We start from the raw sequence: 12,717 nt of genomic DNA, 5'->3' as shown, positions 1-12,717 counted from the left end.
ACCGGCGTTATGTTTTGCCGAAACGCGATGAGTATCCGATTATTGCGCTGAAGTGTAGTTTGAATTTTTGAAAATCATCGTATGTTTATAGTGTGGGCCGGTAATTTTTTGACTCACATCAATGGAGAACACGATGCGTTTCTGGGCTGTTGCACTATGGTTGCTTACTCTGCTACCCGTTTTGGGTGATAGCAGTGATGTTGCTATGGGCGCAAAATCAGCCGCAGTCATGTCAGCCAGTGACGGGCAGGTGCCTGAAGTTACTAAGAATACCGTCGCCGATGCCGAATCAGACAGTGGTAACGGTATTTTAAGTGCTGTTCGTAACGCCATCGTCATACAGCCGTTCAGCGAATATGCAGATATCCGGTTGATCCCTTTGCGGGGCCTCATTCAGGCCTACAGTATCAGAGGGCCACCGGTATTTTCCTGATGTTTATGTTCCCGCTATTGCGGGCCATCCATGATCAAATAAACAAAGGAAATTATCATGCACGTATTACCCTTATTCAAAACCGAAAATGTCGATAAACTCGCCTGGCCAGCAGCGCAAAACCGATTGACCCTGCAATCGCCTGCGAGTGCTGTTTTTACTGATTTCAAAGAGCACGTTCCGCTGGTAATCGATTACGATGCTAAAGCGACGGAACTGGAGCATCTGATGAAACAGTCCCATGTGAAAATGAAAATTGTGCTGGATAAGAACGACCAGTTCGCGGGTATCGTGACACTGGCTGACCTTACCGAGCAGCGTATCATGCAGAAAGTTGCCCTGGGCACGTCCCGCAGCGATCTTATCGCGGCGGACTTTATGCAGCCAAAGTCAGCCTTGCAGTCATTCGATTACGAACAGATCCAGCAGGCGACAGTGGAAGATATTATCGAAACACTGAAAGACAACGGCCAGCAGCATTGTCTGGTGATTGACCGTAAGGAACACGTGATTCGTGGCATTATAAGTGTGAGTGATATTGCCAGAGAGTTACGTCTTCCCCTTGATATACAAGCACAACCGTCATTCTCGGCGCTTTCCAGCGTCATTGCAGCCTGACACGGACCGGATAAACCGGCTGGCACAGATTACTGTGCCACCGGTTTTCTGGTATAATTCCGCCGTTTTCATCACCCTCAGTAAAAATTATGAAGTTTGTTCACGGTGAGTTCGATATAGCATTATCAGGCAATATCATGCTGACTCAGGCATACGGGCCCTGGAATGCTGAATGCGTGGTGGCATTTGGTGAAGCTTACCGGATTGAACGTCAGCTGTTAAAAGCAGACACATGGTCTGATATTGTGATACTGCGTGGCGAAAGCCTGCTTATTCCCGATGCTGAGCGTGTGCTTGGTGTGCGGATAGCTGCGGTTGTGCCCTTAGGTTTGAAAAAAGTGGCTATCGTAACAGCTGAATCCTCAGTGAGCGTTACCGCGCGCATGCAGCTCACCAGAATGTATGACAGCCTTGACGTTGAGTACGATTTTTTCACAACGTATTCTGAAGCAAAGGACTGGCTCGAAGACGCGGGCTTTTCAACGTCTGCGCAATCAGAACAGGTATTCTGTGCTCATCTTCCCGCTTCTGTGCTGTAATCCTCTCTATTTTCTTTTAAAAGCCCCCTTTACAGTAAAAATTCAAAAACTGGAACGTTTCTCGCAAGTCACTGTTTAATATCAGTGAAAAATGAGGAGTGTCGGGTATGCATGCAATGGGAACGTCACCGGCAGTAGTGATGAAAGCCTATGTAATGGCTTATGAATCTATGGGCATGACACGTCTGGAAGCCGCGAATTTACTGGGTATTTCAGAAGTGGCTCTGGATCAGAGTTTGTATGTGGGGTTTGAGGAAACGTCGCAGGAGTGTGAAGTTCAGGTCGCTTTAATACGCCTGTACCATTTACTTTTTGCGTTGTCAGATGGCGACAGCCGGCTGATTTCTGAGTGGCTGAACCGCTTCAACTTTCATTTGAATGCCGTACCGGTAACAGTGTGTCACAACCTGGCGGGGATTTTATATCTCACCGATTATCTTGAGGATATGCGTGCAGGAGATGCAATGCCCTTCGTGGATATCAAAGGGCATATTCATGCGGCTAACGATACAGAGGAAGAACAGTATCATCGTTAGCCTGGAGGTTGGCTAGGCGCCGGCTTCGTATTCTTCCATATCTTTACGCTTATCCACCTTATGCTGGTCTTCAGACCGGCCTTCACGCCAGTAACTGCTGATATACAGCTGGTCGTGGGGGATACGCCTTTCTTTTGCCAGCAACTGGCGCAGCGCCCGCATATCTGAGAACTCACAGGCTACCCATGCTGCCGGTGTACCCGGAAGCCAGCTCAGTGATGCCACTTCATCTGCAAGACTGTTAGCACCGGTTACCCAAATCACGTTTACGCCGGCAGGTTTCTCCAGAGGCTGGATATCATCTGCGGTGGTAACCTTGATGACGGCATAGCCCTGTGTTTGCGGCCCCAGTTTTTCCAGATAGGTAGAAATGGCCGGGAGGGATGTCATATCGCCGGCGAACAATACCCAGTCGAAGCTGTCTGCCAGACCTTTGGAACTGCCCGGCCCGCCCACACAAATTTGATCACCGGGTGCTGCGCTTTTGGCCCAGTGTGAAGCCGGACCACTTGCCACACCTTCACCATGCAGCGCCATGTCGATATCCATGGTGCCGTTGCTGCGATCCAATTGACGGATGGTATACGTGCGAAGCTGCGCATCTTGTAAAGATGCCGGTGGCACTGACAAAGGATTACCATCAAAATCAAAAAGTAACTTAACGTATGCCGTTGTATCGATATCGGGATAAGCTTTCAGGGCATCGCCGGTCACGGTGATACGGCGCATGTGAGGAGTAATTGCAATGTTGTCTTTTACTGTGAGACAGGCGGGTTGTCTTGGCTGTCTTTTTTCCATACTTATTTTCTCTTCTATTAATTCACCACCATTTTAAATGAGAACAATTCTTAAAGACAACGCATTGTTACGAATGGTGGGTATCTGTATAACCGATAAAATAGAATGAAAAAAAAGCCGGAACACAAAGGTTCCGGCAAAAGACATTTAGGAATACACATGGAAACAAAACAATGAAAGCACTCTGTTGTTTTGTGATTTTAAATATAGGACTGACTGCTGCTTTATTCGACATGAAAAACTATATCTGCGTAGTATTCCCGATACCAAAAAAAGCTCCCGCCAAATGGCGGGAGAAAATCAGAGGTTTTGGTTAGGCCGGGAAAGGCCTGGAGGGGAGGTTAACTGTCAACAGACAGTTCACTTTTAACGTCAACAACGTCATCAGTGTTCTTTGCAATGGCTATGATCAAATCGCGCTCTGTGAGCGATTCAACCTTGCCGGTAAGGGTTACAATCCCTCGTAAAGCATGGACATCAATGTCGTCGCCTGACAGTCCGGATTCCAGCAAAAGTTGTGTGCGTATCAACGACACCATTTGCGCATCCCTGACTCCATGGAGCAAGGTGACAAGGTCACCCTCCAGTAATGCAGGCTTTACAACATCCAACTTGTTTTCAACTGATACTACGCCATCCAGTGACGCCGCAACTTCCTGTGCGAGTTCCCTGTTAACTTCACTGTTAACTTTGCCGGTTAAAATAACCTGTCCCTTGCTCACATCCGTGCGAATATCCATCGTATCGAATTGACCACTAAACAAGAGTGCCGCTTCTACCTTGCCTGCAATTGCATCATCCGTCGCAGATTGCGTTGGCGAGGCTGAAATCCCTTCAGCAAGAAGTGACGTTGAGAACACAGTCATGACTGTCATTGTCAAAGCGGGAATTATCCTTTTCATACTCTGTTCTCCTGTTCGTTGTCTGTTGCAAACAATAATGCCAGTGGCGTGCCAGATTATACTTTTGTACTAAATATGATGTTATTGCACTGGTTTTTAAGGTTTTTTTATGGTGTTTAATCCGGTGTGATAAAAAGGAGGAGAATCCGTGTGGGAAAATTTTACCTGCCAGTGTGTCTATATTTTCATACACAAACTTAGATAACTGACTATGGTTAGAGGGGGAAACAAGTTATTACTTTATCCCTTTCCTGTCATTCAGTAAGCTGTGTTAAACAGTTTGCTGCCACGGAACCGGTTGGTGAAAAAATACGGAATAATACTGACACTTGCTTTAGTCATCCTTGCCGGTGTTGTCTTCTTTTTAAAACCTGATAAACCGGCTAATAACACGGCCCGGCTTCCACAAACAATAGTGATAAACACGCCTGCAGAAGAGCCGCAACCTCCGGTCACAGCAGAACAAGATGAAAGCACTGAAAAGCCGGAGCCTGTATTTGATAGTTTTCCTTCCTGTACGCGGTTGAGTCCCGACGACTACACGCTGATTGAAAAGAAAATAGAAGCCTTTTATGCAGAAAACCTCAGTTCAGAGAGTGAGCAATCACGCCTGACTGCACTCATGATGACCAGCTCTGAGGGTGAGGCTGCGATGAATGCCTGGCAATCATTTTTGTCTGAATATCCCCGTAATACAGATGCACTTCGGGAAACATTGCGACTTTGCAGTATGAACGGTTCCCACTCAGTATGTAACCGTACGCTTGTGCGTCAGGCACAAGAGGATGGCCGTGATGATGGTGAAACCTGGCTGAACCTTGTGTTATTTCATATAAAGCAGAATGATCATGAGGCTGTACTGGCATCCCTTGAAAATATGGTGCAGGCCAAAAGCTATTCTAATCATTATGCACGGTTCGTCTCCCTGGCGCTGGATTCCGTGATAGCTGAGCAGGTGGCATCTCTTGAAGGTGCAGTGATTTATGCGATGGGTAAATGGGCCGCCGGTACGTACAAATATAATCTGCTCAAAACATGGTGCGGGAGCAGGGCTGACGAGCCAGCTGTTGCCAGTGCATGCATTGCGGCTGCAAAAGATATGGTGTCAAGAGCGCCACTAGAGTTAGAAAAATTAATTGGTCATGATATAGAGCTCGATATTTATACGAAGCAGGGCAACATGGCGATGGTTGATGCTGTCAGAGAAGAAATGGAAGCTGATGCAACACCGGAGAATCCGCGTCTTGCGGATGCTCTGGATTTGATGATGCATGACCATGCACTGTTTTATACCTGGCTTAATGCATTGCAGCAATCCAGTGAAGAAGACGCTATTTCAGCCCTGATAAAAGAGGCCGCTGATAAATCTGCTGACCCCTCCTATCAACCTTGTCGCACAGAGTCAGGCCCGCCTTCTGCTTCAGAGTAAAATCATCAACAGTGCGCCGAAAATCATGAACAGATTTTCAGACAAGGATACAAAGCCTAAGGGCACGTTGCTGTCACCGCCAACACAAGCGCATTTCAATTCACGCTTGTCCACGTAAACGGCTTTATAAACTGAAACCGCGCCTACCGACCCTATGAAAAGTGAAATGGGGGCAATCAGCCACACTGGCAACATCGCAATCATGCCTATGCCGGCGAAAGCTTCCAGAAAGGGGTAGAGGTAGGCGTAGCGTAAGTGCTTCATCGCCAGTAAATCATAGGTGATAAACGAGTTAGTAAAGCTGAAGAGGTCCCGTAACTTCTGTACTGCCAGTAAGGTCATGGAAAAGGCAATAAACAGCATAAGTGTACGAACACTGAAAAAGTGTGTCATCAGCAGGCTCTGTACGGCGAAAGCCAGTAATAATGCAACAGCAAAAATCACCAGAACCGGTGTGTAGGTTGTACCGGATTGCGGCGTGTCGCCTTTGCCGAAGTATGCCTGCAAATCATCATAGCCGCCAATACGCTGACCATCGATGAAGGTTTGCGGCGTGGTTTTTACATCATGCTTCTGCTTAAATTTATCGGTTTCTTCCCGCGAGGTCAGTTTGTGGTCTTCAATATGAAACCCTTCCCGCTCAAGTAAATCTTTTGAGCGCAGGCCGAAAGGACAAATATGCTTGTCTGTAACCATGCGATAGAGCTGTGCAACTTTTGCCATGTATCCTCCCTTGTTCAATGAGCAGTTTTCAAAAGGCGATCCGGTCGGGATTCAGTACTGCTACGCAGCATCACCGTATTTTGATCCGTAAAGATGCGTGACAGGTCTTGTCAGTCCGGGATTAAACCAGTGAGCAAGTCTTCGGGTATCAACGAGTGATGTATGCAAATGAGGTATGTGTGCCGGAAACTTATATGTTGAGGATAAATTGATGACAAAAAATCACGGTAGCCAGATTAAAGACGACGAACAGTACGAAGCGCTTAGGGATAAAGGCTTCAGCAAAGAAAAGGCTGCAAGAATTTCTAATGCACAGGCCAATGACAGCCTGCATCCGTCTGAGAAAGGTGGCACAAGCAAAAAATATGAAGACCGGACGAAGAAAGACCTGTACGGGCAGGCTAAAAAAATTGGAATCAGTGGCCGCTCCCGGATGAATAAAGCAGAACTTATAGACGCTCTGCGCAAACATTAGTCCAGAAGCACTTGCTCTCCTGTCTCAGCGGACTCAAATATGGCGTTGATGATCTTCACATCACGCAATGCATCCCCGGCCGTAACCAATGCGGGGCCGGTGCCCAGAATTGCCCTGGCATCATTGTCCATTTGCAGTGTTTGTTGCATGGCACTTATCGGAGGTAAGGTTTCACCATTACTGGCCGTACCCGTTACGCCTGAGTAACTTTGCATAGGTTTGAGCTGATACCAGCCCTCCTTGCAGTTTGCTTTGAAATAATTGAAGCCCCGCACAACACTGGCACCACAGTCAGCTTGGGTACCATCGGCAAATTCCATGGTGAAAATGGTGGTTTCGTCCACTTCTTTGAATATGTCAGGATGAGACTTTTCGTGATACCCGCTCACCGCTACAGGTTCTTTGCCGCTGATGAATCGGGTGCCATTAATGGCATACACCCCCATATCGTATAGCGCACCACCACCCATAGCTTTCTGCATTCGCCAGTTGCTTGCTTCACGGCCGGAACCTGCGTAGCCCGCATAACTTTCAAAACCGGTGAAAGCACCAAACGGCTGTCGTAAATGATACTCCGCAAAATGACGGGTATTCGGTTCATGCTGCATGCGATACCCGATAGAAAGCATCACTTTGTTGCGGCTGCAGGCATCAATCACAGCCTGACATTCGGCCTCATCCATAGCAAAAGGCTTTTCACACCACACATGCTTGCCGGTGTTGGCAGCCATAACGGAGAAATCTTTATGCGTACCCGTGGGGGTGACCACATAAATCACGTCGATGTCATCGTTATTGGCAATGTCATTCATTGTCCCGTAGGTATACGTATTCTTATCAGGGATACCATACTTTGACTGCCACTCTGGTATCTTCTCCGGACTGCCGGTAATAATACCCCGTAGTTCACAGTGGCGGGTGGCCTGCAGCGCCGGGGCAAGCAGACGGGTGCTGTAGTTACCCAATCCCAGCAGGGCAACACCCACTTTGTCTTTCGAAGGGCGGGGTAAAGCAAGCGCAGAGGAAACCGGCACTGCTGATGCGATGAGCAAACCGGAACTGGCGAGCTTGACGAACTGGCGACGGTGGAGTGTAGACATGATTGCCCTGTTGTTTGATTTTTGCCCGTTTTTAGCCTAGCTATTATTAAGTGCTTTTTCAATGTCCTGAAACTGACATATAAAAATGGTTAATTTTATAAATCAAGAAATTAGACCACTCTGCCGATAAAGATCACGTAAATTTATATTTACTGCTAATCACGGGATTAAAGACACGTGCGGCAGTCATAAACTCATTAACGACTGGAAATAAATTTTATGTTTAATCGTCACCTCGTCAAAGAAAACGAAGCGCTTCGGGAAGAACTGAACATGCTTAAACAGGTTCGTGAAAGTCTTCGTGATGAGATGATTTTCGTGAGACTGGATCACGCGGGTCGCATTGAAAAAGTGAACCGCCTGTTCGAAGAAGAGTTAGGCTACCGCGGGTCAGAAGTGGAAGGTAAACATTTTCTCGATTTTGTTCCGTCTATTGCGAAAGGCACAGATTATTACAAGAAACTGCATCAGGCGATGGAAAGTAATCATCATTACAGCGGGGCCATTGAGTATACCCGAAAAAATGGTGAGGAAGCCTGGCTTCGCGGCGTGATGCAGCCCATTTTAGATAATAACGGCAGAGTGCATCACTTCTCCGTTAACCTGAACGATCTCACCAGAACGATTACCATGTCAAAAGAGCATGAAGACTTAGTCGAGGCATTACATAAATCCACGGCGGTAATCGAATTTGACTTAACCGGTCACATCTTAGAGGCGAATGCCGCTTTCCTCGGGGCGGTGAAATACGGCCTTAAAGACATTAAAGGTAAGCATCACCGCATGTTTTGTACTGATGAAGAAGCGAATTCAGAAGGTTACAAACAATTCTGGGCTAAGCTGGCCCGCGGTGAGTTCGTGGCCGGACGTTTTCATCGTGTAGATGCTCACGGCAATACATTGTGGCTGGAAGCAACGTATAACCCGATTCACGATACCCACGGCCGTTTGTATAAAGTGGTGAAGTTTGCCACAGAAATAACAGCTCAGGTTCAGCAGGAACAAGCGGTAGCGAATGCCGCTGATATCGCCTATCACACCTCTAACAATACCGATGCTGTTGCCCGCAAAGGTAAAGACGTAATCAATAAAGTGCTGGAAGAAATGTCCACGCTGTCAGAGCAAATGGACAAGGCGAAAGAGGGGATCCACGCACTGGACTCTCAGTCCCAGCAAATCGCAACTATTATCAGCAGTATCAGTGCTATTGCGGATCAAACTAATCTGCTGGCACTGAACGCTGCTATTGAGGCGGCCCGTGCGGGTGATCAGGGACGTGGCTTCGCCGTTGTTGCTGATGAAGTGCGTCAGTTGGCTTCCCGTACGTCTGAAGCCACGGAAGAAATTGTGAACGTAGTGAAACACAACCAGACACTGGCTGCAGATGCCGTAGAACTGGTGAATAAAGGTGATGAACGTGCACAAACAGGACTGGCTTTCGCAGAAGAGGCCGGTGCGGTCATTGATGAAATCCAGGAAGGTGCCCGTGCCGTTGTGGATGCCGTCGGTCAGTTTGCCAATCACCTGACAAAATAACCTCACTCTGTTTGCTTTACTAAGAGCGCAGCCCGCACATTAGCCGGCTGCTTTTTTTTGTCCCTGTATTACCGGCAGCGTTGTAATCCCGCTGCCTCATTCTCCTGTCTTGTCCAATTATATTCCGACCTGTTCCGGACGTCCGGTGGGCCCTCCGGCCAGCTTCCATATCTGAGTGACCACTTTCCGGCGCAAGCAATAGTTGTAATATAAGAAAATATTTATATAATGAAATTATTATGTTTGTTTTGGTGATCCTGTGAAAAAGCTGTCAGCACGTTTTCTTAATTTTTCTGTCAATCATGCTCTGTGGGTTTATGCGCTTGTCGGGCTGATCACATTAGCGGCTGCTGCCATGATCCCGTACCTTCAGGTCGATACCGATCCTGAAAACATGCTGCCTGCCAGTCATCCTCAAAGAGCTTTTCACAATCAGGTAAAGCAAGATTTCGCGATGCATGATGCCATTGTGGTGGGCGTAGTACCGCAAAATGAAGAGAGTATTTACACACCGAAAACACTGGCAGAAATTAAACAGGTTACCGGCGCAATACTGGCTATTGACGGGGTCATTAATGCGGATCTTATGTCCTTATCCACCGTGGATAACATCACTCAGGCCGGCCCCGGAACAATCCGGTTTGAATGGTTGATGGATAAGGCACCTGAAGATACAGCCGGTGCTGAGCGAATTAAAGAGCATATCGAAAGGTTGCCGTTACTTTACGACACGCTGGTGGCTGAAACTGGCAAGGCTGCGGCGATTTACGTACCCATCGCAGATAAAAATGAAAGCTACCGCATCGCAACGGCTATCCGTACTGAAATTGATAAAACGGGGTCGGAGCAGTCATGGTATATCACCGGCTTACCTGTTGCTGAGGACCAGTTCGGTGTCGAAATGTTTGTGCAGATGGGGATTTCTGCGCCGCTGGCCGGCGCCACAATCTTCTTCCTGCTTTTCCTTTTCTTCCGCAACTTGCCACTAATCATTGCGCCAATGATTGTTGCTATGGTCACGGTCATTGTGACCATGGGCGTGATGATTGGTATGGGATTTACTGTTCATATCATGTCGTCAATGATTGCTATTTTTCTCATGCCCATTGCTGTGGTGGATTCTGTTCATATTTTGTCGGAGTTTTCTGACCGCTATAAGCCCGGCGAGGATGCAGGCGATGTCATTAGCCGGGTTGTGTCCCATTTGTTTACCCCGATGCTATATACCTCCATCACCTCATCTGCCGGCTTCTTCTCGCTGATGTTAACACCAATCCCGCCCGTGCAGATTTTTGGCGCGTTTGTGGGAAGCGGTATCCTGCTGGCGTTTCTGCTGACACTTATTTTTATGCCGGCTTACGTGTCACGGATGAGTGAATCATCCTTAGCCAGGCTTCAGCAGGCCCTGCACGGTGATGGTCAGTCTCAGTCCGGAGTCGCCCGGTTTGCTGCAAATATCGGCAGGGCGGCTATGGCATGGCGTCGTGGTTGGATTTTCTTATTTGGTGTCTTGTTCGTTTTTTCTGTTTGGGGCATGACAAACATTCAGATTAACGATAATCCGGTACGCTGGTTTAAAGAAAATCATGAAATTCGTGTGGCAGATCGCGTACTGAACGAACAGTTTGCCGGTACCTACAATGCTTACCTGGTATTGACAGATAACCGTCCGGTACCGGACGCCGAATCCCTGCTGAGTACTCCTGTACCGGTGTCATTGAGCACCTGGCGCGAAGACACGCTGAAAAAGCTCGCTTCTTCTGATAGCGCCGCTGCTCTTGAAGCGCTGGTCTTTGCTATTGATGATGCGTTGTTTGCCGCAGAAGACGATGAGGCCATTGAATGGCTTGAGGGGGCAATGAGTAAAACTGAACTGGCTCTGTCTGCCAGCAAGACGTTTCAGTCTCCTGACTTATTAAATCAAATCAGTGAACTGCAAGGGTACCTGAGTCAAACCGGTTTGACCGGTAAATCAAATTCACTCGCTGATGTGGTGAAAGTGGTTAACCGTGAACTGAGAAGCGGTGAAGACACAGACTACACTCTGCCTGAATCTGAACAGGCTGTGGCGCAAACATTGTTGCAATATCAGTCGTCACACCGGCCCGGTGATCTCTGGCATTTTGTGACCCCTGATTTCAGACAATCCCTGCTCTGGTTGCAACTCACCAGTGGTGATAACCAGGCAATGACTGCAGTAAAAGAGAAAGTTGCAGCCTGGTTTGCAGACAACCCGTTACCTGAGGGTATTGAATACCACTGGGCAGGCAAAGCTTATCTGAATGTGGTCTGGCAGGACAATATGGTAAAAGGCATGACAGAAAGTCTGACCGGTGCGTTTGTCATGGTGTTCATTATGATGGTGGTGTTGTTCCGCTCTCTGGTATTTGGCATGCTTGCCATGCTGCCGCTTACCATCACCATTTCATTGATTTACGGCATGATTGGTTTTATTGGTAAAGACTATGATATGCCAATCGCCGTTTTATCAGCGCTGACACTTGGTTTGTCTGTTGATTTCGCTATTCACTTTCTGGAACGTGCCCGCGCAATTTATAAAGAAACCGGGAACGTTGATATCACTTTGCAGGCAATGTTTGGCGAACCCGCCAGCGCGATCACTCGCAACGCGCTGGTAATTGCACTTGGATTTACACCGCTTCTGTTTGCACCACTCGTGCCCTACATCACAGTAGGTATTTTCCTGGCGGCTATTATGGCAATTTCAGCACTGGTCACTTTACTGGTGCTGCCTTCCGCCATGAGCCTGCTGCGTCGTTTTGTGTTCCCCTGATAACGGAGAGATTTTATGTTTATTGCTCAACAGTATTTTAAAAAAGTCAGGGTGTTATCGTTCGCTCTTATGTTCACCTTGCCGGCTGCTTTTGCCACCGCTGAGTCTGTGGATGTCACCGCCTTAATAACGGCATCGGAAAAAGCAGCCTATTATGCGGGAGATGACGGACGGTCAGACGCCAGAATGATGATTGTGGACGGGCAGGGACGGAAGCAAATGCGTCAGTTCACTATTTTACGAAAAGATGTTGCCGACAATGGCGATCAGAAAATGATGGTGTTTTTCAGTCGCCCGGCAGATGTGAAAGACACGGTTTTTCGTGTTGAGAAACATGCCAGCCTGCAGCAGGAAGATGACCGGTGGTTATATCTGCCGGCACTGGATCTGGTCAAGCGGATTTCCGCCGGAGACAAGCGAACCTCTTTCACTGGTTCCCATTTCTTCTATGAAGATGTATCCGGACGGGCAGTCAGTGAAGATCACTTCACGCTGCAAAGCGAAACCACTGAGCGTTATATCTTAAAGGCAAGTCCGAAAACACCTGATTCTGTGGAATTCAGCTATTACGTCGTTGAAATTGATAAACAAACTACGTTACCGGTGTTGATTAACTTTTATCGTGAAAACGATGAAAATTATCGCCGCGTTGAAGCTGTGTCTGTGGAGACAATACAGGGTAAGCCCACCGTCACCCGCTCTAAGGTAACGGATCTGGCGTCAGGCGGTTACACCCTGATGGAATTCAGAAATGTGAGTTATGACCTGGGGCTGGATGATGATATTTTCAGCGAACGGAGCCTTCGTACACCACCTGTTCAGTGGCTGAAATAG

General features: G+C 47.7%; 13 protein-coding genes. 9 read left to right on the top strand and 4 right to left on the bottom strand.

The genetic code is table 11. The annotated features are described in order from the left end of the window. Positions 1–133: 133 nt before the first annotated feature. From ACXAGR_RS04655 to ACXAGR_RS04640, 4 genes are all read left to right on the top strand, one after another. Positions 134–433 (top strand): hypothetical protein, encoded by a 300-nt coding sequence (locus ACXAGR_RS04655; protein ID WP_474841775.1) that lies wholly within the window; start codon positions 134–136, stop codon positions 431–433. 57 nt (positions 434–490) lie between these two features. Continuing rightward, positions 491–1,051, top strand: coding sequence for a CBS domain-containing protein (locus tag ACXAGR_RS04650; protein WP_119502926.1), 561 nt, complete (start codon positions 491–493; stop codon positions 1,049–1,051). An 89-nt stretch (positions 1,052–1,140) separates the two neighbouring features. Beyond that, complete coding sequence (locus ACXAGR_RS04645; RefSeq protein ID WP_474848394.1) at positions 1,141–1,590, top strand: hypothetical protein; 450 nt, start codon at positions 1,141–1,143, stop codon at positions 1,588–1,590. Positions 1,591–1,697: 107 nt separating this feature from the next. Then, positions 1,698–2,126: a hypothetical protein gene (locus ACXAGR_RS04640; protein ID WP_119502924.1), complete on the top strand. Its 429-nt coding sequence runs from the start codon at positions 1,698–1,700 to the stop codon at positions 2,124–2,126. A gap of 12 nt (positions 2,127–2,138) precedes the next feature. Here ACXAGR_RS04640 and ACXAGR_RS04635 read toward each other — a convergent pair whose 3' ends face one another. Further along, complete coding sequence (locus ACXAGR_RS04635) at positions 2,139–2,924, bottom strand: siderophore-interacting protein (RefSeq protein ID WP_474848392.1); 786 nt, start codon at positions 2,922–2,924, stop codon at positions 2,139–2,141. A gap of 341 nt (positions 2,925–3,265) precedes the next feature. Next, on the bottom strand, positions 3,266–3,826 hold the full coding sequence (locus ACXAGR_RS04630) for a BON domain-containing protein (RefSeq protein WP_303572199.1): 561 nt from the start codon (positions 3,824–3,826) through the stop codon (positions 3,266–3,268). Between the two features lie 301 nt (positions 3,827–4,127). Here ACXAGR_RS04630 and ACXAGR_RS04625 point away from each other — a divergent pair, with 301 nt between their 5' ends. Continuing rightward, the gene (locus tag ACXAGR_RS04625) at positions 4,128–5,255 is read left to right on the top strand and encodes a hypothetical protein (protein ID WP_474848390.1); all 1,128 of its coding nucleotides are present in this window, start codon (positions 4,128–4,130) and stop codon (positions 5,253–5,255) included. Here the strand turns inward: ACXAGR_RS04625 and ACXAGR_RS04620 are convergent. Further along, positions 5,247–5,978, bottom strand: a complete 732-nt coding sequence (locus ACXAGR_RS04620) for a MauE/DoxX family redox-associated membrane protein (RefSeq protein ID WP_474848388.1) — start codon at positions 5,976–5,978, stop codon at positions 5,247–5,249. The genes ACXAGR_RS04625 and ACXAGR_RS04620 overlap by 9 nt on opposite strands. Positions 5,979–6,189: 211 nt before the next feature. On the opposite strand from ACXAGR_RS04620, the gene ACXAGR_RS04615 reads away from it, so the two are divergent. Beyond that, positions 6,190–6,453, top strand: a complete 264-nt coding sequence (locus ACXAGR_RS04615) for a Rho termination factor N-terminal domain-containing protein (protein ID WP_474841763.1) — start codon at positions 6,190–6,192, stop codon at positions 6,451–6,453. Here the strand turns inward: ACXAGR_RS04615 and ACXAGR_RS04610 are convergent. Then, positions 6,450–7,553 carry a Gfo/Idh/MocA family protein gene (locus tag ACXAGR_RS04610; protein ID WP_474841761.1) on the bottom strand — a complete coding sequence of 368 codons (1,104 nt, stop codon included), beginning with the start codon at positions 7,551–7,553 and terminating at the stop codon, positions 6,450–6,452. The two genes, ACXAGR_RS04615 and ACXAGR_RS04610, sit on opposite strands and share 4 nt — an antisense overlap. A 219-nt stretch (positions 7,554–7,772) precedes the next feature. On the opposite strand from ACXAGR_RS04610, the gene ACXAGR_RS04605 reads away from it, so the two are divergent. The 3 genes from ACXAGR_RS04605 to ACXAGR_RS04595 all read left to right on the top strand — a co-directional run bounded on the left by ACXAGR_RS04605 (position 7,773) and on the right by ACXAGR_RS04595 (position 12,717). Further along, positions 7,773–9,089 (top strand): methyl-accepting chemotaxis protein, encoded by a 1,317-nt coding sequence (locus ACXAGR_RS04605; RefSeq protein WP_474841758.1) that lies wholly within the window; start codon positions 7,773–7,775, stop codon positions 9,087–9,089. Positions 9,090–9,348: 259 nt separating this feature from the next. Continuing rightward, on the top strand, positions 9,349–11,883 hold the full coding sequence (locus ACXAGR_RS04600; RefSeq protein WP_474848386.1) for an efflux RND transporter permease subunit: 2,535 nt from the start codon (positions 9,349–9,351) through the stop codon (positions 11,881–11,883). A 15-nt stretch (positions 11,884–11,898) separates the two neighbouring features. After that, complete coding sequence (locus ACXAGR_RS04595; protein WP_474848384.1) at positions 11,899–12,717, top strand: outer membrane lipoprotein-sorting protein; 819 nt, start codon at positions 11,899–11,901, stop codon at positions 12,715–12,717.

This window comes from Alteromonas sp. ABH4_457, from assembly GCF_056160625.1.
This window is presented reverse-complemented; position numbering and strand designations above follow the sequence as displayed.